We start from the raw sequence: 26,391 nt of genomic DNA, 5'->3' as shown, positions 1-26,391 counted from the left end.
CCCAGCCTGCATTGCGCCGCGCCACGCACGCCGCGACCGGCGTGTGTGCGGCGGCTGCGGCTAGCCCAACTGCCGCAGGTTGTCGTCGATGCGGCGCTGGATCAGCGCCAGGGTGTCCGGCGCGATCAGACCCGTGAACCGCTGCCGCGCCGACTGGACGAAGCTGCTGGCCACGGCAGCGATGCGCTCGATCGTTTCGCTGGCCTGCGCGCGCGAAAGCTCCGCCTCCTGCTCACCCAGCCGCAGCAGCGCCGCACGGTCGACGTCCAGCGCCTCACCCATCACGTCCATCTGGTGGTAGCCGCCCGGGCCTTCGCAGAAGGTGACGTCGAAGGCCGGCGCCAGTTGCCAGTGCCCGCGCGCCGACAGGCGGTAGGCGAAGTTCTTCGGATGGTCGTCCCGGTTGTGGAAGGCGACGTTGAAGACCACGCGCTCGTAGGCCCGCGTGCGCTCGCGGACATCGTTGGTGCACAGCAGCGTGGCGCGCAGGAAGGTCGCGGCATCGAGCGCGCCGGGCGTGCGGAAGTCGGCACCGATGAAGGCGGCCAGGCTCTGGATCGGCACACGCTTGCCGGCGTCGCGGTCGAAGCGCCGGCTGCCGAAGGCGGCCTGGCCGCCGGGCAGCGCGAAGTGCTCGGTGGCCGGCGTGTCGATGCCGCAGTCGCGCAGGGCCTGGGCATAGGCCGCCTCGACGGCGCAGACCTCGGCCGGCTCGTGCTGCGCGGGAAACTTGATGAGCCAGGGCTCCAGTCCTGGCCCGTCGGCCGTGCTGAAGATGCCTGTGGCGGGCTCGCGGTAGAGCAGCACCTTGGGCCGCGCGCCCTGTGGCGAGCCGCCCATCTGCAGCAGGCGCTGCAGGAAGGCGCCGCCTTGGCCACGCTGCACCTCCTGCACCTCGGCCGCGAGTTGGGCGAGCATGACCTTCCCCGGCGGGGCCTCGCCCTCTGCCGCGGGCGGCTCGAAGGAAAGCGCACCCATGGCGCTGCGGCCGACGTACGCCAACCGCTCCAGCGGGCCGATGCGCGCCGGGTTGAGGCCGCGGCGCTTGAACAGCCGGTCCATCAGCAGCAGACCCCAGCCATCGGGCAAAGCGTCGTACACCGGGCCGGGCAGGCCCATCTGATGCGCCGGAAAGCCGTGGCGCAGCCGCGGCCCCTTGAGAGGCAGCGTGTGGGCCGACAGCTCCAGCCCGCGGCGCAGGGCCTCGTCGCTGTACTCGAAGGCGATCAGCGGCCGACCCGTGATGGCCGTGGACGACACCAGCGAGCCCCAGTGCCAGCGTTCGCCCCAGCCCTCGTACCAGACGTCGATCCGCTCAGGCATCGCCTGCCTTCCTGCGCGCCCGCTGGCGCTTGGCGCTGCCCTCGTAGCGGGCAATGTCGTGCAGGCTCTCCAGCCGCGGCTGGAAGAGCGCCACCAGCTCGTCGCGTCGGCCCAGCACCACCGCAACCCGCACCACGTTCTCGAAGGCTGTACTTCGCCCCGCCTCCAGGTTGGAGACGGTGTTGACCGCCACCCCGGCGCGTGCCGCGACCTCGGCCTGGGTCATGCCCTGGGCGAGCCGTTCGGTGCGCAACCGCGCGCACAGAGTGCTCGCGATCTCGGCGGGGGAACTCAGCGCTAATTCCATTCAGATAGGTATTAAGTCGGATTTTCCGGCTTAAGCCACATTCTGCAGTATTTATCTGCGCACCCTGATCAGCTGGGCTTCGGGGCAGGGCACCCGCTGATCAGCCTGCCTTAAGTCGCTCCACCCAGCATCCGCGCCCGACGACAACGGCGGAGACATCCCATGCGCGCCCTGCTGGTGGAAGACGACGAGATGATCGCAGCCAGCCTGCGCCAGGGCCTAGCGCGCGAGGGCTGGTCCCTGGACTGGGCGGCCGACGGGCTCAGCGGCGAGCGTGCCCTGGCCGACGGCGCCTATGCCTGCGTGCTGCTCGACCTGGGACTGCCCGGACAGGAAGGCACCGCCCTGCTGCGCCGTGCCCGCGCGCGCGGCGACCGCACGCCGGTGGTGGTGCTCACCGCCCGCGACGGCCTGGACGACCGCGTGGCCGGCCTGGACCTGGGCGCCGACGACTACCTGCCCAAGCCCTTCGCGCTGCGCGAGCTGCTCGCCCGCATGCGCGCCGTGGTGCGACGCCACGGCGGCGCTGCGCAGCCCCGCATCGGCACGCCGCAGCTGCAGCTGGACCTGGCCACGCGCGAGCTGCATCTGCCGGACGGCCGGCACGAGCCCTTGAGCGCGCGCGAATTCGCGCTGATGCACGCCCTGCTGGAGCGCCCCGGCGCGGTGCTCTCGCGGGCCCAGCTGGAGCAGCGCCTCTACGGCTGGGACGACGAGGTCAACAGCAACGCGCTGGACGTGCTCATCTACGGCCTGCGCCGCCGCCTGGGCGCGGACGTGATCCGCAACATGCGCGGCCTGGGCTGGCGCGTGAGCAATCCGGCGACCGCAGCGCCGGGCGCCCGCCCTGTCGGCCCGGCCGACGCTGCGCCCCTTCTTCCCGGCCATGACCGCGACTGAAGCCGCGCCGCGTGCGCGGCCCGCGTCCTCGCTGGGCCGACGCCTGCTTGGCTGGCTGGTGCTGCTGCACCTGGTGGCCGGCCTGCTGACGACCTGGGGCGCCTACGCGGTCTACGGACGCATCATCGAAGGGCTGCGCGACGATCAGATGCGCGCCATGGCCGAGTCCTATGCCGGTCGCCGGCACGTGCGCGAGCTGCCCGCCGTCGACGCCGAAGCCATCGAGCGCCGCGGCGCCCTGGTGGTGCAGCTGTGGACGCCGGACGGCCAGCGGCAGGAAGTCGCCTCGGCCGAGCTGGCCGTGCCGCTGCAGGCCCAGCCCGGCTTTGCGGAACTGCACACCGGCCCGCTGCCCAGCCAGCGCTGGCGCGTCTACACCGCGCCCGCCGATGGCGCGGAGCGGCTGCGGGTGCAGGTGCTGCAAAGCCGCGCCTTCCGCCAGCAGCGCTCGTTCAAGCGGGCCCTGGCCGAGGGCCTGCCGATCCTGGCGCTGCTGCCCGCCACGCTGCTGCTGCAATGGCTGGTGGTGTGGCGCGGCTCGCGGGCACTGCGGGCCGTGGCGCGCGAGGTCGCTGCGCAGGACGAGCGCAGCCCGCGCGGCATGGCGCCCGAGCGGGTGCCGGCCGAGATCCGGCCACTGGTGCAGGCCTTCAACGCCCTGCTCGGCCGGCTGCGGGCGGCACTGCAGGCGCAGCAGCGCTTCGTGGCCGATGCGGCGCACGAGCTGCGCACGCCCTTCACCGCCATCGGCCTGCAACTGGACAACCTGCGCCCGCACATGCCCGCCGACGGCCCTGCCCAGGAGAGCTTCGCCCGGCTGGAGACCGGTGTCGCGCGCGCCCAGCGGCTGCAGGCCCAGCTGCTGCGCCTGTCGCGGCAGGAGGCGGGCGAGCCGCTGCAGGCCGAACCCGTGCCGCTGCTGCCGCTGTTGCGCGAGGCAGTGGCCCAGTTCGCCGAGGTGGCCGAGCAGCGCCGTGTGGATCTGGGCTTCTGCGCCGCGCCTGATCTGCAGGCGCTGCAGCTGCAGGGCTCCCCGGTGGAACTGCGCAGCCTGTTCGACAACCTGCTCGACAACGCCGTGCGCCACAGCCTGCCCGCTGGCTGCGTCGACCTGCTGGTGCATGCGCTGCCCGGCGGTGGCACCGTGGTCGACGTGGTGGACGAGGGCCCCGGCATTGCCGACGACGTGCTGCCCCGGGTGTTCGACCGCTTCTACCGCGCGCCCGGCGCGGCGGCCGGCGGCAGCGGGCTGGGCCTGGCCATCGCCGCCAGCGTGGCGCGCCGACATGGCCTGCGCATCGAGCTGATCAACCGCCGTCGGGCCGAACAGCGCAGTGGCCTGCGCGCGCGGGTCCACCTGGGCTCGGCTCCGACTCATTTCCAGCTCAGAAACGCCACCTAGAGTGGCCGTCAGGCAGGTCCGCCGGCCAGCATGGCGCAGCCGGCGCGTGACCTGCCCTGATGTTGTGAACAAGGAAATCGACATGCGCGCACCTGCAACCTTCCGCCTGGCCGCCGGCGTGGCACTGGGCACCCTTCTGGCCACCGGCACCGTGGGCGCCTGGGCCCAATCCGCCTGGAACGGCGGCGGCAGCGAGGTCCTCGGCCAGTCCACGGCGATGGCCCCGCTCAGTTCGACGCTGTCGCGCGACGAGGTCAACACCGGCGCCATGGCCGCCGCCCGTCCCGTGAGCACCGAGGCCATCGGCCAATCGACCGTGATGCCCGCCCTGCTGCAGCCGGGCGATGGCAGCCACGCCCAGGCCGATGCGCTGGCCGCGGCGCACAGCGGTGGCAACAGCGAGGCCATCGGCCAGTCCACCGCCCTGCCGATGCCCGGGATGTAAGGCCCCGAGCGCCGGCCCCGTTGTTGCGCGGGGTGGCGCTCCTCCGCACACGGGGGCGCCGACGCGGTCCTCGTGCCTTCAGTCGTCCCGGCCGGCCAGCACCAGGCGCCAGATCAGCGCGCCCAGCACCGCGCCCACCAGCGGCGCGGTCCAGAACAGCCACAGCTCGCTGGCCGCATAGGCCGGCCCGAACAGCGCCACGCCCGTGCTGCGTGCCGGATTGACCGAGGTGTTGTCCACCGGGATCGAGATGAGGTGGATCAGCGTCAGGCAGAGCCCGATGGCCAGCCCACCGAAGCCGGCCGCCGCACGACGCGCCGTGACGCCCAGGATCACCAGCAGGAAGACCGCCGTCATCACCACTTCGGTGACCAGCGCGGCATTCATCGAGTAGCCGCCCGGCGAATGCTCGCCATAGCCGTTGGTGGCAAAGCCGCCGATCTGCGCGCCCGCCTTGCCGGTCGCGATCGCGTAGAGCACTGCCGCGGCAGCCGCAGCCCCCACCACCTGCGCCACCACATAGCCCGGCAGGCGATTGGCCGAGAAGCGCCCCGCCACCGTCAGCCCCAGCGACACGGCCGGGTTGAAATGCCCGCCCGAGATCGGGCCCAGCGCATAGGCGCCGGTCAGCACCGTCAGCCCGAAGGCCAGCGCCACGCCCGCGAAGCCGATGCCCAGCTGCGGAAACGCTGCCGCCAGCACCGCACTGCCGCACCCACCCAGCACCAGCCAGAAGGTGCCGACGAATTCGGCCGCCAGGGCCTTGCCGAAACTTCTGTCGTTCATGGGAGATCCCTTCCTCAACAAAGTAGTAGTTAAGTTAACAATTGAAAAGCCGGCGGGATTCTGGCGGGGCAGTCCGTCGCAGGGAATGCCCCGTTGCAAAGGAAAGGACGCTTTCGCGGAACAGTTCACGGTCGAAGCCGGCCGTTGGGGGCATGGGCGCCGGTTGACGGCCGGCGAGGCGGGTGAGCGAACGCATGAGCGGGGCCGCGACGGCCCCCCTTGATAATCCCGCGCCCGCCCCGAGTTGCGGGGCGCTTGCATTTCCAAGTGACATTCCTCACCAACATCGACCTGCCAGAGAAGAAGACATGAGCAAGAACACCCATTCCTTTCAGGCCGAAGTGGCCCAGCTCCTGCACCTGGTCACCCACTCGCTCTACTCCAACAAGGAGATCTTTCTTCGCGAGCTGATCTCCAACGCCTCCGACGCCTGCGACAAGCTGCGCTTCGAGGCCCTGGACAACGCGGCCCTGTACGAAGACGCGCCCAACGTCGAAGTGCGCGTCGCCTTCGACAAGAAGGCCCGCACCCTGAGCATCACCGACAACGGCATCGGCCTGTCGCAGCAGGAGGCCATCGACCACCTGGGCACCATCGCCAAGAGCGGCACGCGCGAGTTCATGAGCCGCCTGTCGGGCGACCAGAAGGCCGACGCGCAGCTGATCGGCCAGTTCGGCGTGGGCTTCTACTCGGGCTTCATCGTGGCCGACCGCATCGTGGTCGAATCGCGCCGCGCCGGCCTGCCGGCCGACCAGGGCGTGCGCTGGAGCAGCACCGGCACCGGCGACTTCGAGGTCGAGACCATCACCCGCGAGAAGCGCGGCACCAGCGTGATCCTGCACCTGCGCGAGGACGCCGACGAGTTCCTCAACGGCTGGAAGCTCAAGCAGGTCATCGGCAAGTACTCGGACCACATCTCCTTGCCCATCCTGATGGAGAAGGAAGAGTGGAAGGAAGGCGAGGACGACAAGGGCGGCGAGATGGTCGCCACCGGCGAGTGGGAGCCCGTCAACAAGGCCAGCGCCCTGTGGACCCGCGCCAAGAAGGACGTGAGCGAAGAGCAGTACGTCGAGTTCTACAAGAGCATCAGCCACGACTACGACGCGCCGCTGGCATGGAGCCACAACCGCGTGGAAGGCAGCACCGAGTACACGCAGCTGCTGTACATCCCGGCCAAGGCGCCCGTGGACCTGTGGAACCGCGACCACAAGGGCGGCCTCAAGCTGTACGTCAAGCGCGTGTTCATCATGGACGAGGCCGAGGCGCTGCTGCCCTCGTACCTGCGCTTCGTGAAGGGCGTGATCGATTCGGCCGACCTGCCGCTGAACGTCAGCCGCGAGCTGCTGCAGGAAAGCCGCGACGTGAAGGCGATCCGCGACGGCAGCACCAAGCGCGTGCTGTCGATGCTGGAAGACCTGGCCAAGAAGGCCGCTGCCGCTGCGGCGCCCGCTGAATCGCCGGCCGCCGACGGCGTGACCGACGTGGTCGACAAGAAGGAAGGCGAGCCGACCGACGCTGATGCCGCCAAGGCCAGCGAGGACGCCGGCAAGTACGCCAAGTTCTATGCCGAGTTCGGCTCGGTGCTCAAGGAAGGCCTGGGCGAGGACTTTGCCAACCGCGACCGCATCGCCAAGCTGCTGCGCTTTGCCTCGACCACCAGCGACGCGGCCACCGTCTCGCTGGCCGACTACAAGGCGCGCATGAAGGACGGCCAGGAGGCCATCTACTACATCACCGCCGACACCCTGGCCGCCGCCAAGAACAGCCCGCAGCTCGAAGTCTTCAAGAAGAAGGGCATCGAGGTGCTGCTGATGACCGACCGCGTGGACGAATGGGCGCTGTCGTATCTGACCGAGTTCGACGGCACGCCGCTGCAGAGCGTGGCCAAGGGCGCGGTGGATCTGGGCAAGCTGCAGGACGAGACCGAGAAGAAGGCCGCCGAAGAAGCCGCCGAAGCCTTCAAGCCGGTGCTGGAAAAGCTGAAGGCCTCGCTCAAGGACAAGGCCGAGGACGTGCGCGTGACCACCCGCCTGGTCGACTCGCCCGCCTGCCTGGTCGTTCAGGAACACGGCATGAGCACCCAACTGGCCCGCATGCTCAAGCAGGCCGGCCAGAAGGCCCCCGAGGTCAAGCCCGTGCTGGAAGTGAACGCTGAGCACCCGCTGGTCAAGAAGCTGGAGCGCGACGAGGCGCACTTCGATGACCTGGCGAACATCCTGTTCGATCAGGCGCTACTGGCCGAGGGGGGGTTGCCGGAGGATCCGGCGGCTTATGTGCGGCGGGTGAATGCGTTGTTGGTTTAGGCCATCTTGCACTGTTTAAAAAAAGAGCGCCTTGGGCGCTCTTTTTTCTGTCTCGGGCGACTGAAGCTACATCAATTCCCAACGTCCACTACACGCGCCGGCTTGGCTTGAACGTCAGAATTTCAGCCACTCGTACTGAGGGCGTGGACTCAACTGTCGACGATGAGGTCGTTCGAGTGGTCCTCAGAGTTGCCAACTCGACAATTTGCGCCGGACTGGAAAAATAAGTGGCGTCGAGACCACACAGCTGCATTACATCGTTAGCGGATAAGCCCAAATACGGGGAAATTCGGTCTAAAGGCAAAATACCTTCCCGTACTAGCAATTCCACTGTCCTCTTCAACAATCGAGGCTTCTCCGGCGCCCAGCCGTCATCGCCTGGCTCTGCCTTGGCGCCCCAGCGGGCGGAGCGCCGCTTGAAAAGAGCAAGTTTCTCATTGTCATCAAGAAGTCCGAGGAAGTGCAAACGCATCACCATTGCACCCACTGAAACACCCCAGCGCTGCTTCAAAATCAAAAGATTATCGAGATTGATTGGTATGCGTACGTCGCTCGCAAACGTTTCGGCAGGGAGGAGAAGCGCACCAGCAAATTGATGCGCTTGCCTCTCCATGAGGTTATAGCGCACTTTATCTTCGGGTTTCTGCTCCATCTGCTTATGCAGGATAAGATGCCCAATTTCATGCGCCAAGTCAAATCGGCTGCGAAATCCATTCGCTTTATCGGCGGCGAGATGAACAAGTGGCCGTCCTTCTAGCTCTGCGCTCCAGCTAGACAAACCTTCTACCACAGCAACTTCCGTTTCCTCGCGAAAGACGATGATTCCAGCGCCTTCTGCAGCAAGCATGAGATCCTGAATCGGTGCGCGTCCGAGTTGCCACAGCTCACGGCACTCTTCCGCGGCAGCCTCGATGTCTGAACTACGAATTTGCTCCGGCTCCGTGAAGCTACGCTCTGGCAGATTCAATTCAGGGTAGTCAACGTGCTCAGACAAAAGCGTTGCTATTTCCTGCCCCCATTCTGTGCGCGCTCGTAATTTCGCCAGACCAGCCTTCAGTGCTGCCGAATTTTTCCTATAGAGCGGGCTAGTAATTGAATTTAAGATGGGGCGCGTCAGCCACTCGGGGTGCAGATTGAGCACACTAGCGAGTCGTTCAAACGTCTCAGCCTCGGGCGACTGATCACCTTTACACCACTTCGTGACTGTTGACGCGCTTACACCTACCAGACTGGCCAATTGACCCTTAGTCAAATTTCGGGCAGAGAGAGCCTGCTCCAGTCTTGCAGGCTGGAGATCACGGATTCCCGTTGTCATCTTCGGTACCCGTTTTCCTCTTTCGCGTCGTTGTTTTGAGTTTTGGCATTGCCTTATCAGCTTGCCCGCCAGGCGAGCCACGGTCGTACACTTTGAGAAATTCCTTCATGGGTTTTAGATATAACCAAGAATCCAAACTCGGCGATGGCAGCGCAACCATGCATTGCGTCAGTTGAGCCAAACCGTTCTCATCCTGACCGTCCATTACGCCCAAGACAAACAAAGTTGCCGCACCAATATGGCAGGGCTCCATGAAAAAATCAGCTTGGACATATTTACGCTGAATTTGATCGTTGAGCTCCGCCAAAGACGCACGGGTAGAACTACGCCGCAAATTAGTCCATTTATGCGCAGGAACGTTCAACCGGATGATATTGAAAATACCGAGGCGCCCGACGACCAAGCCAGTGCTGCGGAGGGGTGCTGGTTTTGCTCCATGGGCTTCTAACGCCTCATGGAAGGTCTCGTTGTTGCAAAAATGTTTAATTGACCCGATGGCCGACCGCCTGTGCCCCCGATCAAACTCACTCGCCCGAAGGCGAGCCTTTTTGTCTCCGTCGAAGTAAGCGTCCTCAAACGCCATGAATGCATCTCGCGGTACATGTCGTGCGATGAGTTCTTCCAGAGCTTTCTGGCTCTTCGTGTGATGCAGGCCCATACGCTGATCGCTTCCATCTGTTGCGCCAGACGCGAATCTACCACCAAAAAGTTTCGTGTCACGCATGTGCACCAACTTTTTCTGTCGACCCGCAGTGGCGGCATCCTCACGAAACTGGTACGGCGGCGGCGGTGCCGATGAGCCCGAGGAGCACCTGGGCACGCAGAACCGAGCGGATGGCGTCGTCTAGGCGCCCAGCTTCTGTCCGCTGGGCGCGAACATTGCCGAGGCAGACGACGTTGAGGCGCGTGCCATCGGCCGCCCATTCCTGCGGCAGTTGGCAGCAGCATGGCGGGCGATCCCCGGCCGGTGAATTACGGGCCGTAGCCCGGGTGCGGCATCAGTCCCACGTGGAGGCAACGCCAGTGATGTTGCTGCGAACGCGCGCCGGTTCTGGCCCGGCGGCCTCGGGTCATCAGCTAAGCGCGGTAGGGAAGGCGCCTCAGTGCAAGCTATAACTTGCAAATGGTTCGCCAACGCCTTCGTTTGCAAGCTATAGCTGGCATCACATTCGGAACCTAGCTTCTGCCTCACGCTGATCCGCAGAACGGCGCGGGCGCTCAAGCCCCTCAGGCCCCCTTCCCCGGCCTCCCCGGAATCATCCCCAGCATGTGCTCCGCCACGCCCCCGTCCACCGTCAGCGCCTGCCCGGTCACATAGGCGGCGCCGGGGCTGGTGAGGAAGGCCACCACCTCGCCCACGTCGTCGGCGGTGCCGATGCGGCCTAGGGGCACCAGGGCGCGGCGGGCCTGGTGGATGGCGTCGTCCTGGTAGACGGCTTCGGTCAGCGGCGTGCGGATCATGCCGGGGCAGACGGCATTGACGCGGATGCCGTCGGCCGCCCATTCCTGCGCCAGCTGGCGGCACAGCATGACGAGCGCGGCCTTGGCCGGTGAGTACGCGCCGTAGCCCGGGTGCGGCATCAGCCCCGACATGGAGGCGATGGCGGTGATGCTGCCGCGGGTGCGCGCCAGTTGAGGCCGCGCGGCCTGGGCCAGCAGCCAGGCGCTGCGGGTGTTGAGGTGGAAGGTGTGGTCCCACTGCTCGACCGTGAGATCGGCCAGGCGGCCGGGGCCGGAGGCGCCGGCGTTGCACACCAGCGCACCCAGGTCGCCGGCCGCTTCCTGGGCCTGGGCCACGATGGCGCGGCAGGCCTCGGGCTGGGTCAGGTCGCCGGTGACGCCGCCGGCCGTGACGCCCTCGGTGCGCAGCTCGTCGAGCAGCCGCTCCAGCTTGTCGCCGGGCTGGCTGGCCGCCGCGCTGATGTGCAGCACGCTGCCGGCACGCCGCGCCTGGCGGGCCAGCGCCAGGCAGATGCCCCAGCCGATGCCGCCGGCCGCGCCGGTGACCAGCACATGCGCGGGCAAGGTGGGCATGACGGGCGCAGCAGCGACAGCGGCATCGTCAGCGTTGGAAGTGACTACGGAAGCATCGGAGCGAGGTGCGGTCATGGGTGATGGAAAGGCAAGGAAAGGCAACGAGGAATGGCGGGCGCTGACGGCCCGAATGACGCACTGCCGCCCAATGCATGCAGGGGACGACCAGGCCGACGGCACGGCCCCCCGTCCCACCACGTCACGATCCGACAGGCGCGGAGCCGGGCCGCAGCGCGCGGTAATGCGCCAGTGTGGCCGCAATGCCATCACGCAGCGCGGTGCGCGGCCGGTCGGCAAACCAGTCGTCGAGCCCGGCCTCGTCCGCATCGGCCGCGATGGTCAGCGGCGGCCCATCGGCGGCCAGTTGGGCGCCCGGCACCTGGCGGCGGATCTCGTCCAGCACGGCATCGACCGTGTGCACCTCGCCCACCAGGTTGAAGACCTGGGCGCCTTCGGCCCGGGGCTGCAGCAGCGCATGCACGAAGGCCGCGGCCACGTCGTCGACGAAGACCAGGCCGGCGGCGCCGGTGTAGCCCACCGTGAAAGGCTCGCCGCGGGCGGCGGCGCGGCAGGCCAGGCTGGGGCCGGCGCTGGCACCGCTTTCGCGGCCCGGGCCATAGACCACGAAGGGCCGCAGGCCCACGCTGGCCAGGCCGTGCTCGTGCCAGCAGGCACGGGCCGCGCCCTCCACCGCCAGCTTGAAGGCACCGTAGTGCGTGGCCGGCGCGGGCTGGCGACCGTCGTGCGGGCCGTACACGCCGGCGGTGCTGGCGTACACCACGCGGTCCAGCCCCTGCGCGCGGGCGGCCTCGAAGACATGCAGCGGGCCGATCAGGTTGACCTGCGCACCCAGCACCGGATCGGCGCTGCAGGTGGGCGTGAGCACGCCGGCCAGGTGCAGCACGCCGCCGCAGCCGGCCAGGGCGCGGTGCACGTCGGCACGCTCGCGGATGTCCCCGGCCAGCGCCTCGGCCGGGCCCAGCGTGGCGGCCAGCTGCTGCAAGGCGGGCAGCGCGGCCGGCACGTCGAACAGGCGCGGCGCCACGCCGCGCGCATGCAGCAGCGCGGCGATGCGCCGGCCCAGGAAGCCGGCGGCGCCGGTCACGAGGACGGGCCCCTTCACCCCCGCACCCGGTTGGGAAGCGACGGGCGGCATGGGCCGCCCGCTCACATCTTGCAGGCGGGCGACGGTGCGGGAACGATCGACGGCGGGAAGACGTGCTCGATCACCGGCACGATGGCGCCGTCCACCGTCTTGGCGCGGGCCACGTAGTTGGGCAGCAGCAGCTGGTTGTCGGCGGCGCGCATGGTCACGGTGCCGTAGATGGTGTCGAGCTGCGCGCCGCGCAGCGCCTTCGACACATCGGCGGGCTTGACGCTGCCGGCCTTCTTCACGCCGTCGAACATCACCTGCATGCCGTTGTAGGCCTGGCCTTCGTTGTCGGTGGGCACGCGGTTGAACTTGGCCTTCCACGCGGTCACGAAGGCCTTGTTGCGCGGGTTGTCGATGGTGGCGGTGTAGGCCGTGTTGCCGGGCGTGCCTTCCAGCGCCTTGCCGGTGGCGTTGATCATGAAGTTCTGGATCAGCGCGTGGCCGATGAGCTTGGTCTTGGGGATGAGCCCGAACTCCTCGGCCTGCTTGACGAAGGCGATGGCATCGCGGCCGGTCTCGGCCACCCAGATGGCCTCGACACCGCTGCTCTTGAGCTGGGCGATGTAGGGCGAGAAGTCCTTGGTGCCCAGCGGCACGTACAGCGACAGCGGCACCTTCTTGCCGTTGGCCTCCACGGCCTTCTTGAACGATTCGCCCGAGTCGCGGCCCCACACATAGTCGGCGGCCAGCACGGCGAAGGTGTTCTCCTTCAGGTCCTTGGCCCACTCGTTGATCATGGCGATGTCCATCGCGTCCGAGTGGTTGGTGCGGAAGCTGCGCGGCTTGCAGGTGTCGCCGGTGAGCTTGTCGGACTTGCTGGCCACCACGAAGTAGGCGGCGTCCCAGCGGTCCAGGTTCTGCGCGATGGCCAGCGAGATGGACGAGGGGATGGAGCCGATGAGCAGGTTGTTGCCCTCGCGCGCCAGCTTCTCGGCCACGCGGCGGCCGGCGTCGGGCGTGCCCTCGTCGTCGGCCTCGGCCACCTCGACCTTGCGGCCGTCCACGCCGCCCTTGGCATTGGCCTCGTCGGCGGCGAACTTGACGGCGCGCATCACCTCCTCGCCCTGCTGCGCGAACACGCCGGACTTGGAGGACACCAGGCCGACCTTGACCGGCTCCTTGCCCTGGGCCCAGGCGGCCAGGGGCATGGCGGCGCCGGTGGCGACGAGGGCGGCGGCCACGGCAGTGGCGGCGCGGCGCGAGATGATTGGGGTGGTGCTGTGCATGGTTGTGTCTCCTCGGGTGGATGAAGATGTGCGCCGGAAGGCGGTCCGGCAGCCGTGTTTGCGGGGTTGCTGCGGATGCGGCCGGCTCGTGCGTCGGGGATGCGCGAGTGGCGTGTGCGTGGCGTGCAGGCGGTGTTCGATGAGGCCGGCGATGGCGCTAGACCATCACATGCGCCTCCAGGTCATGCAGGCTTTCGCGGCTGTCGTGCACCGCGCCCTGCGCGATGACGGCGCCCTTGGCCATGGCGTAGTAGCGCTCGGCCACGCGCACCACCAGGCTCATGTTCTGCTCGATGAGCAGCAGCGCCGTGCCCTGCGCCGCCACCTGGTTGAAGATGACCGCGAGCTGGTCGACGATGACGGGCGCCAGCCCTTCGGTGGGCTCGTCCAGCAGGATGAGCGAGGGGTTGGCCATGAGGGCGCGGCCCACCGCCAGCATCTGCTGCTGTCCGCCCGAGAGCGCGGTGCCCGGCGTGTGGGCGCGCTCCTGCAGGATGGGAAAGAGCTCGTAGATGCGCGGCACCGTCCAGTGGCCGGGCCGGCCGGTGGCGGCGCCCAGCAGCAGGTTCTCTTCGACGCTGAGGTTGGCCACGATGCGCCGGCCCTGCGGCACCACCACCACGCCGTTCTGCGCCGCGTTGTAAGGCCGCGGGCGCAGCAGGATCTGGCTGCCCACGCGCACCTGGCCGCCGCGCAGGCTGGCCAGGCCCAGGATGGTGTTGACCACCGTGGTCTTGCCCACGCCGTTGCGGCCCACCAGGGCCACGCGCTCGCCCGCGCGCACCTGCAGCGACAGGCCGTGCAGGATGTGCGCTGCGCCATAGAAGGCATCGACGCGGTCGAGTTCGAGCAGGATGCCGTCGTTCATCGCGTTGCGGTGTTTGGTCGTGCTCATGCGGCGCTCCCCAGGTAGGCCTCGCGCACGCGCGGATTGGCGCGCACGGCGGCAGGCTCGCCGCTGGCGATCACGCGGCCGAGTTCGAAGACGGTGACGGCGTCGCTGATGCCGAACACCACGTCCATGTCGTGCTCCACCAGCAGCACCGACACGTTCCAGCGCGAGGTCAGCGCCTTGAGGTGGCGCGCCAGGTCGTGCGATTCCTGCACCGAGAGGCCGGCCATGGGCTCGTCCAGCAGCAGCACGGTGGGCCGACCGACCAGGGCCAGGGCCAGGTCGAGACGGCGCTGCTCGCCGTAGCCCAGGTCTTCGGCGACGTCGTCGGCACGGTGGGCCAGGTTCAGCTCTTCGAGCACGGCCTGCGCATCGGCCTCGCTGTCCTTGGGGTTCATGCAGTGCGAGGCCAGCGCCACCTGCCGGCGCACGCGCATCTGACCAAAGACGCTGGTGCGCTGGAAGCTGCGCGACAGCCCCCGCTGGCGCCGCTGCACGGGGCCGAGCGCACTCACGTCCTCGCCGCGCAGGAAGACCTGGCCGCGGGTGAGCTTGCGCCGGCCGGTGATGGCGTCGATGACGGTGGACTTGCCGGCGCCGTTGGGGCCGATCAGGCCGCGGATCTGGCCGCGTTCCAGCGTCAGCTCCACGCCGTCCACCGCCTTCACGCCGCCGTAGTGGATGGCCACGTCGCGGGCCTGCAGCACGTAGTCGCTCATAAGGCAACCTCCATCTTGACGCTGCCCCGGACAGGTGCTGAGGTGGCGAACCGACTTCCGTGCCCTCGTGGTGACTGCCCGTGGCGCTGGCTGTTCGACAGCCCGCATGAGACCTGCAGCACCCGAGGTGCCGGAAGGCCACGACGGGCCACCGGATGTAGCGCCACGCCTACCCAGCTGGAGCGCCAATTTATGAGCGTCCCGCCATGCCTTCCGACACGGACAGTCTTAACCCAAACCCATGGAGGTTGTCCATGACTCTCAGTGTCTTTGTCGGCCTGGATTGGGCCTACCGTTCGCACGCGGTGTGCGTGATCGACGCCCAGGGCAGCGTGCTCAAGCACTTGACCATCAACCACGATCGCCAAGGACTCGGTGAGCTGCAACGTGCACTCGCTGCCTTTGGCAAAGCCTTGCCCATCGCCATCGAGCGGCCCTCGGGCCTGATCGTGGACGCCCTGCTCGACGCCGGCCATCAGGTCTTTGCGATCCATCCCAACGCCGTCAAGGCCAGCCGCCCGCGCTACCGCAGCAGCAATGCCAAGAGCGACGCGGGCGATGCCTTCATGCTGGCTGACTTGCTGCGTACCGACGGCCATCGCTGGCGCGCTGTGCAGCCGCAGTCTGCAGCCATCCGCGCCTTGCGCGCCCTGGTGCGCACACGCGACGACCTGGTGAGCACGCGCATTCGCCTGGCCAACCAGCTCACCGCGCTGCTCGATGCCTACTGGCCTGGCGCCACAGGCATCTTCGCCGCCCTCGATTCGCCCATCGCCCTGGCCTTCATCGAGCAGTGGCCCACCGCGCGCAAACTCACAGCCCGCCAGATCGCCGCCTTCTGCAAACGCCATGGCTACAGCGGCCGGCGTTCTCCCGACGCGCTGCTCGAACGCCTGCAAGCCGCTGCGCCCAGCTTTTGCGAACCTGCGCTCGCCCAGGCCCAGGCCACGGCTGCCTTGGCCCTGGTGGCCCTGCTCAAGCCGCTCGCAGCTCAGATCAAGTCCCTGGACGGCCACATCGCTCAAGCCATGGGGCAGTTGCCACAGGCCGTCTCGGTCATGTCGCTGCCGCGCGCCGGCTGCATCTGCGCCGCGCAGATCCTGGCCGAACTGGGCGATGTGCCCCAGCGCTTCGCCAGTGCCGAGCAGTTGTGCTCCGAGGCCGGCGTCGTGCCCGTCACCTACCAGTCCGGCAAGAGCCGCGCCGTCACCTTCCGATGGGCTTGTAACCACCGCTTGCGCCGCGCCATCACTTGCCTGGCTGATAACTCCCGCCATGCCAGCCCTTGGGCCGCCAGCGTCTACCACGCCGCGCGCAAGCGCGGCTGCGATCATCCGCACGCAGTGCGCATATTGGCTCGCGCCTGGACTCGTGTGCTCTGGCGTATCTGGACCGATGGCTGCGCCTACGACCCCGCTGTCCATTCCAGCGCTTGTCGCATCGAAATTTCTCAAGAGGGTTGACACCGGATGTCTCATGCCTGTTGTCTCCTGCTTGCGATGCGGCTCAGCGGGCCGAGGTGGCGGGGCGCGCCACGGGCGTGGCGGGTGCGGCCGTGTGGCCGGCACTCGCGGCGGCGGGCGATGCCGCATCGCGCCGCCTGGGGTTCCACAGCTTCTGCAGCGCTCCGGCGATGCCGGTGGGCGAGAACACGATCACGGTGATCAGCGCCACGCCGAAGATGGCCATCCAGTGCGTGGCCCAGTCGCCCAGCACGTCCTTGAACATGAAGTACACGATGGCGCCCAGCGGCGGGCCCCACAGCGCCTTGTAGCCGCCGACCACGACCATCATCAGCGCCACACCGGAGACGCTCCAGTGCAGCGCCTCGGGCGAGACGAAGCCGGTGTTCAGTGCCGACAGCAGCCCCGCCACCGCCACCACGCCGGCCGACAGCGCATAGATGGCGGCACGCGGCAGCAGCGTGCGCAGGCCGATGAAGCGGGCGCGCTCCTCGTTGTCGCGCACCGCCTCGGTCACGCTGCCGAAGCGTCCGCGCAGCAGCAGCGCCAGGACCAGCAGCGTGAGCACCAGCACCGTCCAGCACACCATGAAGAGCACGGCCGGCTGCAGAAGTTGCGACTGCGGCACGCCGAAGAGCGTGGAGGGCCAGTTGATGTTCATGCCGTCGGCGCCGCCGGTGAGCCCGCGCGAGCGCGAGGCGGTGAGGAAGAACATCTGCCCGATGGCCAGCGTCATCATGCTGAAGGCCACCCCGGGCACGCGCACGATCACCAGGCCCACCAGCAGCGCGAAGAGCATCAGCGCCGCCAGCGTGGCCACGATGGCCAGCTCGGCCGGCATCCAGCCCAGCTCCATCACGATGCCCACGGTGTAGCCCGAGAGCCCGAAGAACACCGCATGGCCGAAGCTGACCATGCCGTTCTGCCGCAGCAGCAGGCCCACGCCCGAGGCGAAGACACCGTAGATCACCGCCTGCGTGAACAGCGACAGCAGCGTGCCCGAGCCCACGCCCAGCGCCACCGCGCCCCCCACCGCCAGCGCCGCGGCGCCGGTCAGGCCGATACGAACATTGCTTGTCATGAATGCGCTCCTCTCGTTCCCTGATGTCTTCTGCGTGGCGTTCACGTCCGGCTTCCAGCAAACCCTGCCGGGCGCCAGATGAGCACCGCGACCATGATCACGAAGGGCAGGATGGCCGAGAGGTCGGGCAGGTACACCGCGCCCAGCGACTGCACCATGCCCAGCACCATGGCGGCGACGAAGGCGCCGGCCAGCGAGCCCAGGCCGCCCACGACCACCACCACGAAGGAATCGATGATCACGTCGCTGCTCATCGACGGCGACAACGACAGGAAGGGCGCCGCCACCACGCCGGCCAGGCCCGCGAGGGCGGTGCCCAGGCCCACCACGCCGGCCGACAGCGCATCGGTGTTCACGCCCTGCATGGCGGTGGTGGTCGGGTCGGTGCTGGCGGCCCGCACGAACAGCCCCGCCTTCGAGAAGCGCAGCCAGCCCGTGAGGCCCAGCGCCACCAGCGCGCCGACGCCGATCACCGCCACGCGGTAGGCCGGCAGCGGCGTGCCGAAGAAGTCGATGGAGGTGGCCAGCACGGCGGGCGCTTCCACCGACAGGTTGCTCTTGCCCCAGGTGGTCTGCACGAAGTCCTCGATCACCAGCAGCAGGCCGAAGGTGACCAGCACCACGGTGAGCGGATCGCGGTCCTGCAGCAGGCGAAAGCCGTAGCGGTCGAGCAGCACGCCCAGCAGCGCCATGATGGCCGGCGCCGCCACCAGCGCGGCCCAGAAGTTGTAGCGCAGCGCCACCGAGTAGCCGATGTACGCGCCCAGCATGTACAGCGAGCCGTGCGCGAAGTTCACCACCCGGCGCAAGCCGTAGATGAGCGCCAGGCCCGAGCACATGATGATCAGCAGGGCGCCGTAGACCAGCCCGTTGAAGAGGTTGATGGTCAGCATGAAGGTCGTCTCCGTGTCGTGTGTGCGGTCGGGGATGCGGGGCCGCTTAAAGCGGCGCCAGGGCATGGGCCGGTGCGCCCAGCACGCTCCAGCCGCCGTCGGCGCTGAGCGTGGCGCCGGTCACGTAGCTGGCGGCAGGCGAGACCAGAAAGGCGATGGCTTCGGCGATCTCTTCGGGCTCGGCCATGCGGCCCAGCGGCGTGCGCTCGGCCACGGCGCGGGCATCCACATCGCCGCGTTCGGCCAGGGCCGCGACCAGCGCAGTGCGCACATAGCCCGGGGCCACCGCGTTCACGCGGATGCCCTGGCGGGCCCACTCGCAAGCCAGTGCGCGCGTCATGCCCAGCACGCCGGCCTTGGCGGCGCTGTAGGCATTGCGGCCCGGGATGCCGCCGAAGCTGGCGATGGAGCCGATGTTGACGATGGCGCCGCGGTTGCCACGGGCATCGCGCGGCTGCTCGCGCATGAAGCCCAGCACGGCCTGCGTCATGAGGAAGCTGCCGCGCAGGTGCACGGCCAGCACGCGGTCGAAGCCCTCAGCCGTCTGCGCCAGCGTGGGTGCGGCCTGCTCGCCGATGCCGGCGTTGTTGACGAGGGCGTCGATGCGGCCGAGCGCGGTCTGCGCAGCGGCCACCGCCACCTGGACGGAACCGGCATCGCTCACGTCGCAGCCCAGACCGATGTGTTGCGGGCCCAGCTCGACGGCGCGGGCCTGCGCGGCCTCGGCGCGCAGGTCCAGCAGGGCCACGCGCCAGCCCCGCTGTGCCAGGCACTGCGCGGTGGCCCAGCCGATGCCGTCCGCGGCGCCGGTGATCAGCGCCGTGGCGGCTGTTGAATGGGGTTGGCCGAGGGTCGGCAAGTCTGTCTCCTGTCGTCGTTGCTCTGGTGGCAAGGCTGCGGGCGTGGCCCGCGCCAACCGGACTTTCGAGGCCGCCGGTCATGGCTGCGTGTGGGGGTGGATTCTTCGATCCCTGCCCTGGGGCTGCTTCGACATTTCCGGCCATTCGCCGGACTTTTCGTGCATGAGGGACTGGGGTTTGCCCGGCCTGTCATGCATGTGCGGCGCGCTGCGCGACTAGGTGGCGACGGCCTTGCGCAGGCGCGAGGCCGCATGCCGCGCCGCCAGGTGCGCGAAGACGATGCCGGGGCCGAGCGTGATGCCCGGCGCCGTGTAGACGCCACCCATGATCGAGTGCATGTCGTTGCCCACCGCATAGAGGCCCGCGATGGGCTGGCCCTGCGCGTCGAGCACGCGCGCATCGGTATCGGTGGCGAAGCCCTGGGCCGCGCCGATGTCGCCGGGATAGAGGCGCACGGCATAGAAGGGGCCTTCCTCCAGCGGACCGAGGCAGGGGTTGGGTCCGGGCCATGCCGGGTCGCCCAGGTTGCGCTGGTAGGCCGTCTCGCCGCGGTGGAAGTCGCTGTCCGCGCCGCTGCGCGCCAGGGTGTTGAAGCGCTCGACCGTGGCCTGCAGACGCTGCGCATCGATGCCCAGGGCCTGGGCCAGACCTGCCAGCGTGTCAGCCTGCGTGAGGTAGCCGTCGGCGAGGAAGGGCGCGAGGCCCTTGCCACCCGGGCGCACCATGCCCAGGCCGTACTTGCGCAGGGCCGCGGCATCGCAGATGAGGAAGGCGGGGACGGAGGGCTGGCCATCGGCGCCCGGCTGCTGCATGGCCAGGCCGAAGAGGTGGTACGAGGTGCTTTCGTTGACGAAGCGCTCGCCCGCCGCATTGACGGCGAGCACGCCCGGCTTGGCGCGGTCCATGACGAAGTGCGGGAACAGGGCGGTGCTGCCATCGGCGCGCGTGCGGCGCGAGACGGGCGCCCAGAAGGCCGGGCTCATCGAACCGCTGCCGTAGCGCGCGCCCACGGCTTCCGCCAGCGCATGCGCCTCGCCGGTGTGGCCGGGCGCGCCGGGGCACCAGCCGATGTCGGCACCGGGCAGCAGGGCCTGCCGTCGCTCGGGGTGGCGGTTGAAGCCGCCGCTGGCCAGCACCACGCCAGCGCGTGCGGCCACGCTGCGGCGCTGGCCGCGCTGGGCCAGCACCACGCCGTCGATGCCGGCGTCGTTGCGCTGCAGGCGCATCAGCTCGGTCTCCATGGCGAGCGTGACGTTGGGCAGGCGCGAGAGCGAATACAGCAGCCGCCCCACCAGCGCATTGCCCATCACCAGCCGCGTGCCGCGCGCATGGCGCAGGCGGTCGCGGCCATGGCGCGCCAGGATGCGCACCGAATGCCGCAGCGAGGCCAGCGACTTCGTCATGCCCAGCAGGTGGTTGATGTCGGTGCGGTCGACCATCATGCCGCCCAGCACGGTGAACTCGGGGATGGGCGGGCGCAGCAGCGCGAACCACTCGCCCAGCAGCCGGCCGTCGAAGGGCAGCGGCTCCAGTGCGCGACCGGCGACGGTCGAGCCCTCGAGGTCGGAGATGTAGTCGGGGTGCCTGGGATAGGCGCGGAGCTTGACCTCGGTGCGCGCGGCCAGCTGGGCGATGGCCTCGGCGCCATGGTCCAGGAAGGCCTGGCGCAGGGCGGCGGGCGTGCGGTCGCCGATGGCGTTGTCGAGGTAGCGCGCAGCCTCGGCCAGCGTGTCGGCCGGGTTGACCGCAGCGCCCTCGCGCGTGCCGGGCACCCAGCAGGTGCCGGCCGACCATGCGGTGGTGCCGCCCACGTGGGCGGTGCGCTCCACCAGCAGCACCTGCTGGCCCTCCAGGGCCGCGAACAGGGCAGCCGCCATGCCGGCGCCACCCGCGCCGACGACCACGAGGTCGAAGGCCGCGCCTTCGGGCAGATCGGCCAGCGTCTGCAGGCGCTTCACGGCTGGGGCTCCGCCAGGAACTCGACCATCAGGTCGCGGACGCGGGCGAACATGTCGGAGCCGGTGGCGGTGCCCAGCCCGCGCGCACGGGCGGCGGCGATCAGGGGCGTGACGGCCGGCTGGGTGATCACGCAGCCGACAAAGGCATCGGGCGCCAGGCGCTGCACGTCCACGGGCAGCGGATCGTCCGCGCGCATACCGGCGGGCGAGGCGTTGACCACCAGCTGGTAGCCGGCCGGATCGGCCGAGCCGACGCCGACGGGGCAGCGGCCCAGCCCGGCCAGGCGTGCCACCAGCGCGTCGCGGCGGGCGATGTCGCCATCGTGGATGTCCAGCGACGCGACACCAGCCATCACCAGCGCATGGGCGATGGCCGAGCCGGCGCCGCCTGCGCCCACCAGCAGCGCGCGGCGGCCCTCGGGCTCGCCGCCGCGGTCGCGCAGGGCGGCCACCATGGCCAGGCCGTCGAACATGTCGCCATGCCAGCGGCCATCCGCATTGCGGCGCATCGTGTTGGTGGCACCCAGGAAGGCAGCCCGCTCCGACAGCGTGGCGCACAGCGCCGCGCAGGCGAATTTGTGGGGCACGGTGACGATGACGCCGTCCACGTTCTTTGCCGCCGACACGCCGGTCAGCCAGGTGGCCAGGTCGGCCGGTGACACATGGGCGGGCATGACCATGGCGTCCATGCCGCGCTCGGCAAAGGCCTGCGTGACGCCCGCGGGCGATTTCACCTGCGCGATGGGATCTCCCACGATGAAGTGGACGCGCGTGGCGCCGCTGAGCTGGGGCTCGGACATGGCTGTCTCCTGGATGTGCATGCGCGGCCGCAACTTCTGCGGCAGCGTTGGCGGCGATCCTATCGAATACTGGAACGATGTTCAACTATTGAATTTCATTTCAATTCAGCCTACAGTCACGGCCAAGGAGACATCCCAGCCCATGCCCCAGAAGGCCCCCATCGCGCTCATCGGCGCCGGCGTCATCGGCCGCACGCACATCGACCGCCTGCAGCAGAGCAGCCGGGCGCGGCTGTGCGCCATTGCCGATCCCACCGAGGCCGGACGCGCGCTGGCCGACGACGCGGGCGTGCCCTGCTACCCCAGCCATGCCGAGTTGCTGGCGGCCCAGCGGCCCGCGGGCGCCATCGTGGCCACGCCCAATGCCACGCATGTGCCGGTGGCGTTGGACTTTCTGGACAGGGGCGTGCCGGTGCTGGTCGAAAAACCCGTGGCCGGCACGGTGGACGACGCCCGTTGCCTGGCCGAGGCCCAGGCCGCCCGCGGTGTGCCCGTACTGGTGGGCCACCACCGCCGACACAACCCCATCCTGCAGCGCGCCCGCCAGTTGCTGCAGGAGGGCCGGCTGGGCCGCGTGGTGGCCGCGCAGGCCATGGCCACCTTCCTCAAGCCTGATTCGTACTTCAAGGCCGCCTGGCGGCGCCAGGCCGGCGGCGGCCCGGTGCTGATCAACCTGATCCACGACATCGACATGCTGTGCTTCCTGCTCGGCGAGGTGCGCGCCGTGCAGGCCTTCGCCAGCAGCGCGACGCGCGGCTTCGAGGTGGAGGACACGGCCGTGGCCAGCCTGCAGTTCGCCAGCGGCGCGCTGGGCACGGTGATGGTGTCGGACACCGCCACCGCGCCCTGGTGCTGGGACTTCTGCGCCGGCGAGCAGCCGCAGTACCCGAGGCAGGCCGTCAACTCGCACTTCATCGCCGGCACGCACGGCTCGCTGTCGCTGCCCGATCTGTCGCTGTGGCATTACGCCGGCGAGCGCAGCTGGCATGCCGAGATGACGCGCAGCCAGACCGCCGTGCATGCCGCCGACCCCTACACCCGCCAGCTCGACCACTTCGTCGACCTGATCGAAGGCCATGCCACGGTGCCGCTGTGCAGCGCCGCCGACGGCCTGCGCACCCTGGCCGCCACGCTGGCCATCCATGACGCCGCCGTGCGCGGCGCCACCGTGGCGCTGGGCTGAGCCCGCCGTGCGCATCCTCATCCTGTACGCTGCCCGCCTCATTCCAAGACCACGAGAAGGACATCCCCGATGAGCGGCGTACTCGATCGAACCCTGGGCATCCTCGAACTGCTGGCGCGCCATGGCGAGGGGCTGGAGCTGGCCGCCATCGCCGACACGCTGAACATGCCGCGCAGCGCCGCCCACCGCCTGCTGGCCGACCTGACGCGCACGGGCTACGTGCGCCAGACGCGCGAGCTGGGCTCGTACATGCTGACCACCAAGCTGTCGTCGCTGGGCCTCTCATTCCTCAGCCACAGCGGCATCGTCGACTTCTCGCAGCCGCTGCTGGACCGGCTGGCGCAGCTGTCGGGCGAGCTGGCGCGGCTGTCGGTGATCGACGGCGAGCGGCTGACCTGGGTGGCGCGCGCCCAGGGCGCCCGCCAGGGTCTGCGCTACGACCCCGACATGGGCAGCGATGCGCGGCTGTCGTGCTCGTCCTCCGGCCTGGCCTGGATGGCGGCGCTGAGCGACGACGAGGCCATCGCCCTGGCCACCCGGCAGGGCCTGGGCCAGCCCGAAGAGTACGGCCCCAATGCGCCGCGCACGGTGCAGGAGATGATGGCCATGGTGCACGCCACGCGCGAGCGGGGCTATGCCCTCACCATCGACACCTACACGCCGGGCCTGAGCACCATCGGCGCCGTGGTGCAGCCCGTCGGCCGGCCGCCCATCGGCGCCATCACCGTCGCCGGACCTACCGTGCGCTTCACCGAGGAGCGCATGCGCGCCCTCGCCCCCGAACTGCTGGAAACGGCCGCGCAGATGGCGGCCGCCAGCGGCACCTCGCCCTTCTTCCAGAAGACGGCACCGGCAGCGCCTCCCGGACGCGTGCCCATCTACGCCGCCTGACGGCGCCCTTCATGCCTGCCCGCACGACCGACGCCCCCGCCGCCACCTCTCCACGCACCCTGACCTGCGACCTGCTGGTCATCGGCTCGGGCGCGGGCGGCCTGGCCACCGCGGTGACGGCGGCGCAGCTGGGGCTGAAGGTGGTGGTGGTCGAGAAGGAGCCGCAGTTCGGCGGCACCACGGCCTGGAGCGGCGGCTGGATGTGGGTGCCGCGCAACCCGCTGGCGCGCGCGGCGGGCATCGACGAGCCCCTGGAAGAACCGCTGGCCTATCTGCGCCACGAGCTGGGCGCGCAGTTCGACGAGGCGCGCGCCCGCACCTTCCTCACGCAGGCGCCGCGCATGGTGGAGTTCTTGCGCCGCCGCACGGCCCTGCAGTTCGTCGACGGCAATGCGATCCCCGACTTCCATGGTCGCAGCCCGCATGCGGGCACGGGCGGGCGCTCGGTCTGCGCCGCACCCTTCGACGGCCGGCGCCTGGGTGCGCGGCTTCGCGACCTGAAGCCGCCGCTGCCCGAGACCACGCTGTGGGGCATGGGCATCGCCTCGGGCCGGGAGCTGCGGCACTTTCTGGACGCGACGACCTCGCCGGCCTCCTTCGCCTACGTGGCGCGGCGTGTGCTGGCCCATGCACGCGACCGGTTGCTGCATGGGCACGGTCGGCGCCTGGTCAACGGCAATGCGCTGGTGGCCGCGCTGGCCGCCTCGGCGCTGGAGGCGGGCGTGCAGATCCTCACCGCCCACCCGGCGTGGCGGCTGCTGCAACGGGATGGGCGCATTGCCGGCGCCGAAGTGATGTCGGCCGACGGCCCGCTCGCGATCGAGGCCGCGCGCGGCGTGGTGCTGGCCTGCGGCGGCTTTCCGCACGATGCGGGGCGCAAGGCCCGTCTGCTGCCGCATGCGGGCCCCAAAGGCCGTGACCACCATTCAGCGGCCAGCCTGGGCAACACCGGCGATGGGCTGCGCCTGGGCGAGGCGGCGGGCGGGCGCGTGGCCACCGGGCTGGTGCAGGCAGCCGCGCTGGCGCCCGTGTCGCTGGTGCCGCGCAAGAACGGCAGCACCGGCCGCTTCCCGCACCTGATCGAACGTGCCAAGCCCGGCCTGATCGCCGTGCGCGCCGACGGCCGGCGCTTCGTCAACGAGGCCGACTCGTACCACGACTTCATGCATGGCCTGCTGGCAGCCACGCCGCCCGGCGAGCCGGTGCAGGCCTGGCTGGTGTGCGACCGCGACTTCTTCCGCCGCTTCGGTCTGGGCGCGGCGAAGCCCTGGCCGATGCCCACGCGCGGCTGGCGCAAGCGCGGCTACCTGCGCCGCGGCCGCACGCTGGCCGAGCTGGCGGCGGCCTGCGGCATCGACGTGGCCGGCCTCGCCGCCACCGTCGCGCGCTACAACGCCATGGCCGCCGACGGCCATGACCTGGACTTCGGCAAGGGCGAGACGCCCTACAACCGCGTGCAGGGCGAGGCCCGCCCCGGCCAGCCCAATGCCTGCATGGCCCCGCTGCAGCGCGGCCCGTTCTACGCCGTGCGCGTGGTCGCCGGCAGCCTGGGCACCTTTGCCGGCCTGCGCGTGGACACGCAGGCCCGAGTGCTCGATGAACACGACCGGCCCGTGCCCGGCCTCTACGCCGCCGGCAACGACATGGCCAGCCTGATGGGCGGCCACTACCCCAGCGGCGGCATCACGCTGGGCCCGGCCATGACCTTCGGCTTCATCGCCGCGCACCACGCAGCCGGCGTGCCGCTGGAGCCGCCTTCGGCGCCCGCGCATGCCCCTGCCGCCGCGGCGCCGCAACCCCTTCACCAGGAACCCCTCGTATGCACTACTACGAACTCGCCACGCTGACCCTGCCCATGGGCACCGCCGGCACGGCCGCCACCGCCGTCCAGGCCTTCGCCACCGCACCCGAGGCGCAGGGCCAACTGCTGGGCTGCTGGTTCACCGACATCGGCGTGCTCAACCAGATGCTGGTGCTGCGCGGCTTCGACAGCCTGGGCGCGCTGGAGGCCGAGCGCGCCCGCACGCAGGCCAGCGCCAGCCCCTTCGGCTGCGGCGAGATCTACCAGCGGCTGGAGCAGCACAGCTACCGCGGCTTCGACTGGATGAAGCCCGCGCGGCCCAGTGCCGAGTCGGGCATCCAGGGGCCGGTCTACGAGATCCGCACCTATGGCATCAAGCCCGGCGGCACGCAGCCCACCATCGACCTCTGGCAGGAATACCTGCCGCCGCGCGAGAAGCTCTCGCCCTGCGTGGTGGCCATGGTGGCGCTGGACGGCGCCGCGCGCTTCACCAACATCTGGGCCTACCCGACGCTGGACGCGCGCAGCCGCGCCCGCGCCGACGCCGTGGCCCAGGGCATCTGGCCGCCCAAGGGCGGGCCGGCGCATCTGACGACCGAGATGGTCTCGACCATCGCGATGCCCACGGCCGTCTCGCCGATGAAGTGACACAGCGA

The 26,391-nt window shown here is 69.7% G+C and carries 24 protein-coding genes; 9 read left to right on the top strand and 15 right to left on the bottom strand.

Annotation, left to right across the window (positions count from 1 at the left end; translation table 11 throughout):
- Positions 1 to 60: 60 nt before the first annotated feature.
- Positions 61 to 1,323: a type II toxin-antitoxin system HipA family toxin gene (locus tag QZ772_RS09625; protein WP_295525229.1), complete on the bottom strand. Its 1,263-nt coding sequence runs from the start codon at positions 1,321 to 1,323 to the stop codon at positions 61 to 63.
- Complete coding sequence (locus tag QZ772_RS09620) at positions 1,316 to 1,630, bottom strand: helix-turn-helix transcriptional regulator (protein ID WP_295525226.1); 315 nt, start codon at positions 1,628 to 1,630, stop codon at positions 1,316 to 1,318. Before QZ772_RS09620 ends, QZ772_RS09625 begins: the two co-directional genes overlap by 8 nt.
- Before the next feature lie 162 nt (positions 1,631 to 1,792).
- Here QZ772_RS09620 and QZ772_RS09615 point away from each other — a divergent pair, with 162 nt between their 5' ends.
- From QZ772_RS09615 to QZ772_RS09605, 3 genes are all read left to right on the top strand, one after another.
- Positions 1,793 to 2,530 carry a response regulator gene (locus tag QZ772_RS09615; protein WP_295525224.1) on the top strand — a complete coding sequence of 246 codons (738 nt, stop codon included), beginning with the start codon at positions 1,793 to 1,795 and terminating at the stop codon, positions 2,528 to 2,530.
- Positions 2,517 to 3,932: an ATP-binding protein gene (locus QZ772_RS09610; RefSeq protein WP_295525221.1), complete on the top strand. Its 1,416-nt coding sequence runs from the start codon at positions 2,517 to 2,519 to the stop codon at positions 3,930 to 3,932. Before QZ772_RS09615 ends, QZ772_RS09610 begins: the two co-directional genes overlap by 14 nt.
- An 82-nt stretch (positions 3,933 to 4,014) precedes the next feature.
- Entirely contained in the window at positions 4,015 to 4,377 is a 363-nt protein-coding gene (locus tag QZ772_RS09605) for a hypothetical protein (protein WP_295525218.1), read from the top strand.
- 78 nt (positions 4,378 to 4,455) lie between these two features.
- Here QZ772_RS09605 and aqpZ read toward each other — a convergent pair whose 3' ends face one another.
- Positions 4,456 to 5,163, bottom strand: a complete 708-nt coding sequence (gene aqpZ, locus QZ772_RS09600; protein WP_295525215.1) for an aquaporin Z — start codon at positions 5,161 to 5,163, stop codon at positions 4,456 to 4,458.
- Positions 5,164 to 5,471: 308 nt separating this feature from the next.
- Here aqpZ and htpG point away from each other — a divergent pair, with 308 nt between their 5' ends.
- A complete protein-coding gene (htpG, locus tag QZ772_RS09595; protein WP_295525213.1) occupies positions 5,472 to 7,466 on the top strand; it encodes a molecular chaperone HtpG in 1,995 nt (664 codons plus the stop codon).
- Between the two features lie 88 nt (positions 7,467 to 7,554).
- Here the strand turns inward: htpG and QZ772_RS09590 are convergent, their stop codons facing one another.
- From QZ772_RS09590 to QZ772_RS09560, 7 genes are all read right to left on the bottom strand, one after another.
- On the bottom strand, positions 7,555 to 8,781 hold the full coding sequence (locus QZ772_RS09590) for an XRE family transcriptional regulator (RefSeq protein ID WP_295525211.1): 1,227 nt from the start codon (positions 8,779 to 8,781) through the stop codon (positions 7,555 to 7,557).
- Positions 8,762 to 9,505, bottom strand: coding sequence for a hypothetical protein (locus QZ772_RS09585; protein WP_295525208.1), 744 nt, complete (start codon positions 9,503 to 9,505; stop codon positions 8,762 to 8,764). Before QZ772_RS09585 ends, QZ772_RS09590 begins: the two co-directional genes overlap by 20 nt.
- A 503-nt stretch (positions 9,506 to 10,008) precedes the next feature.
- A complete protein-coding gene (locus tag QZ772_RS09580) occupies positions 10,009 to 10,815 on the bottom strand; it encodes an SDR family NAD(P)-dependent oxidoreductase (protein WP_295525206.1) in 807 nt (268 codons plus the stop codon).
- A 199-nt stretch (positions 10,816 to 11,014) separates the two neighbouring features.
- A complete protein-coding gene (locus QZ772_RS09575; RefSeq protein WP_295525203.1) occupies positions 11,015 to 11,971 on the bottom strand; it encodes an NAD(P)-dependent oxidoreductase in 957 nt (318 codons plus the stop codon).
- 11 nt (positions 11,972 to 11,982) lie between these two features.
- Entirely contained in the window at positions 11,983 to 13,194 is a 1,212-nt protein-coding gene (locus QZ772_RS09570; protein WP_295525201.1) for an ABC transporter substrate-binding protein, read from the bottom strand.
- A 157-nt stretch (positions 13,195 to 13,351) separates the two neighbouring features.
- Complete coding sequence (locus QZ772_RS09565) at positions 13,352 to 14,089, bottom strand: ABC transporter ATP-binding protein (RefSeq protein WP_295525199.1); 738 nt, start codon at positions 14,087 to 14,089, stop codon at positions 13,352 to 13,354.
- On the bottom strand, positions 14,086 to 14,805 hold the full coding sequence (locus tag QZ772_RS09560) for an ABC transporter ATP-binding protein (protein ID WP_295525197.1): 720 nt from the start codon (positions 14,803 to 14,805) through the stop codon (positions 14,086 to 14,088). The genes QZ772_RS09565 and QZ772_RS09560 overlap by 4 nt, the downstream gene beginning before the upstream one ends.
- A gap of 254 nt (positions 14,806 to 15,059) precedes the next feature.
- On the opposite strand from QZ772_RS09560, the gene QZ772_RS09555 reads away from it, so the two are divergent.
- Positions 15,060 to 16,268 (top strand): IS110 family transposase, encoded by a 1,209-nt coding sequence (locus QZ772_RS09555; protein ID WP_295525195.1) that lies wholly within the window; start codon positions 15,060 to 15,062, stop codon positions 16,266 to 16,268.
- A 43-nt stretch (positions 16,269 to 16,311) separates the two neighbouring features.
- Here QZ772_RS09555 and QZ772_RS09550 read toward each other — a convergent pair whose 3' ends face one another.
- The 5 genes from QZ772_RS09550 to QZ772_RS09530 form a co-directional block, all read right to left on the bottom strand.
- Positions 16,312 to 17,349 (bottom strand): branched-chain amino acid ABC transporter permease, encoded by a 1,038-nt coding sequence (locus QZ772_RS09550; protein WP_295525193.1) that lies wholly within the window; start codon positions 17,347 to 17,349, stop codon positions 16,312 to 16,314.
- Positions 17,350 to 17,390: 41 nt separating this feature from the next.
- Complete coding sequence (locus QZ772_RS09545) at positions 17,391 to 18,242, bottom strand: branched-chain amino acid ABC transporter permease (protein ID WP_017759334.1); 852 nt, start codon at positions 18,240 to 18,242, stop codon at positions 17,391 to 17,393.
- Between the two features lie 46 nt (positions 18,243 to 18,288).
- Positions 18,289 to 19,101: an SDR family oxidoreductase gene (locus QZ772_RS09540; protein ID WP_295525191.1), complete on the bottom strand. Its 813-nt coding sequence runs from the start codon at positions 19,099 to 19,101 to the stop codon at positions 18,289 to 18,291.
- 216 nt (positions 19,102 to 19,317) lie between these two features.
- A complete protein-coding gene (locus QZ772_RS09535) occupies positions 19,318 to 21,060 on the bottom strand; it encodes an FAD-dependent oxidoreductase (protein WP_295525189.1) in 1,743 nt (580 codons plus the stop codon).
- Positions 21,057 to 21,860 carry a shikimate dehydrogenase gene (locus QZ772_RS09530; protein ID WP_295525187.1) on the bottom strand — a complete coding sequence of 268 codons (804 nt, stop codon included), beginning with the start codon at positions 21,858 to 21,860 and terminating at the stop codon, positions 21,057 to 21,059. The genes QZ772_RS09535 and QZ772_RS09530 overlap by 4 nt, the downstream gene beginning before the upstream one ends.
- A 142-nt stretch (positions 21,861 to 22,002) precedes the next feature.
- Between QZ772_RS09530 and QZ772_RS09525 the strand changes: the two genes are divergently transcribed.
- The 4 genes from QZ772_RS09525 (at position 22,003) to QZ772_RS09510 (ending at position 26,383) form a co-directional block, all read left to right on the top strand.
- On the top strand, positions 22,003 to 23,043 hold the full coding sequence (locus QZ772_RS09525; RefSeq protein WP_295525186.1) for a Gfo/Idh/MocA family oxidoreductase: 1,041 nt from the start codon (positions 22,003 to 22,005) through the stop codon (positions 23,041 to 23,043).
- 69 nt (positions 23,044 to 23,112) lie between these two features.
- Entirely contained in the window at positions 23,113 to 23,934 is an 822-nt protein-coding gene (locus QZ772_RS09520) for an IclR family transcriptional regulator (protein WP_017760782.1), read from the top strand.
- Positions 23,935 to 23,945: 11 nt separating this feature from the next.
- Positions 23,946 to 25,781, top strand: a complete 1,836-nt coding sequence (locus tag QZ772_RS09515) for an FAD-dependent oxidoreductase (RefSeq protein ID WP_295525182.1) — start codon at positions 23,946 to 23,948, stop codon at positions 25,779 to 25,781.
- Positions 25,754 to 26,383 (top strand): NIPSNAP family protein, encoded by a 630-nt coding sequence (locus tag QZ772_RS09510; RefSeq protein ID WP_295525179.1) that lies wholly within the window; start codon positions 25,754 to 25,756, stop codon positions 26,381 to 26,383. The genes QZ772_RS09515 and QZ772_RS09510 overlap by 28 nt, the downstream gene beginning before the upstream one ends.
- Positions 26,384 to 26,391 lie beyond the last annotated feature (8 nt).

Source organism: uncultured Pseudacidovorax sp. (genome assembly GCF_913773995.1).
GTDB lineage: Bacteria > Pseudomonadota > Gammaproteobacteria > Burkholderiales > Burkholderiaceae_C > Xenophilus.
This window is presented reverse-complemented; position numbering and strand designations above follow the sequence as displayed.

Coding starts and splice junctions, on each gene's coding strand:
- QZ772_RS09515 (WP_295525182.1), top strand. CDS start 23,946: ATGCCTGCCCGCACGACCGACGCCCCCGCCGCCACCTCTCCACGCACC.
- QZ772_RS09510 (WP_295525179.1), top strand. CDS start 25,754: ATGCACTACTACGAACTCGCCACGCTGACCCTGCCCATGGGCACCGCC.
- QZ772_RS09585 (WP_295525208.1), bottom strand. CDS start 9,505: ATGCGTGACACGAAACTTTTTGGTGGTAGATTCGCGTCTGGCGCAACA.
- QZ772_RS09615 (WP_295525224.1), top strand. CDS start 1,793: ATGCGCGCCCTGCTGGTGGAAGACGACGAGATGATCGCAGCCAGCCTG.
- aqpZ (WP_295525215.1), bottom strand. CDS start 5,163: ATGAACGACAGAAGTTTCGGCAAGGCCCTGGCGGCCGAATTCGTCGGC.
- QZ772_RS09550 (WP_295525193.1), bottom strand. CDS start 17,349: ATGACAAGCAATGTTCGTATCGGCCTGACCGGCGCCGCGGCGCTGGCG.
- QZ772_RS09610 (WP_295525221.1), top strand. CDS start 2,517: ATGACCGCGACTGAAGCCGCGCCGCGTGCGCGGCCCGCGTCCTCGCTG.
- QZ772_RS09570 (WP_295525201.1), bottom strand. CDS start 13,194: ATGCACAGCACCACCCCAATCATCTCGCGCCGCGCCGCCACTGCCGTG.
- QZ772_RS09575 (WP_295525203.1), bottom strand. CDS start 11,971: ATGCCGCCCGTCGCTTCCCAACCGGGTGCGGGGGTGAAGGGGCCCGTC.
- QZ772_RS09625 (WP_295525229.1), bottom strand. CDS start 1,323: ATGCCTGAGCGGATCGACGTCTGGTACGAGGGCTGGGGCGAACGCTGG.
- QZ772_RS09520 (WP_017760782.1), top strand. CDS start 23,113: ATGAGCGGCGTACTCGATCGAACCCTGGGCATCCTCGAACTGCTGGCG.
- QZ772_RS09560 (WP_295525197.1), bottom strand. CDS start 14,805: ATGAGCGACTACGTGCTGCAGGCCCGCGACGTGGCCATCCACTACGGC.
- QZ772_RS09565 (WP_295525199.1), bottom strand. CDS start 14,089: ATGAGCACGACCAAACACCGCAACGCGATGAACGACGGCATCCTGCTC.
- QZ772_RS09545 (WP_017759334.1), bottom strand. CDS start 18,242: ATGCTGACCATCAACCTCTTCAACGGGCTGGTCTACGGCGCCCTGCTG.
- QZ772_RS09590 (WP_295525211.1), bottom strand. CDS start 8,781: ATGACAACGGGAATCCGTGATCTCCAGCCTGCAAGACTGGAGCAGGCT.
- htpG (WP_295525213.1), top strand. CDS start 5,472: ATGAGCAAGAACACCCATTCCTTTCAGGCCGAAGTGGCCCAGCTCCTG.
- QZ772_RS09580 (WP_295525206.1), bottom strand. CDS start 10,815: ATGCCCACCTTGCCCGCGCATGTGCTGGTCACCGGCGCGGCCGGCGGC.
- QZ772_RS09605 (WP_295525218.1), top strand. CDS start 4,015: ATGCGCGCACCTGCAACCTTCCGCCTGGCCGCCGGCGTGGCACTGGGC.
- QZ772_RS09530 (WP_295525187.1), bottom strand. CDS start 21,860: ATGTCCGAGCCCCAGCTCAGCGGCGCCACGCGCGTCCACTTCATCGTG.
- QZ772_RS09525 (WP_295525186.1), top strand. CDS start 22,003: ATGCCCCAGAAGGCCCCCATCGCGCTCATCGGCGCCGGCGTCATCGGC.
- QZ772_RS09555 (WP_295525195.1), top strand. CDS start 15,060: ATGACTCTCAGTGTCTTTGTCGGCCTGGATTGGGCCTACCGTTCGCAC.
- QZ772_RS09620 (WP_295525226.1), bottom strand. CDS start 1,630: ATGGAATTAGCGCTGAGTTCCCCCGCCGAGATCGCGAGCACTCTGTGC.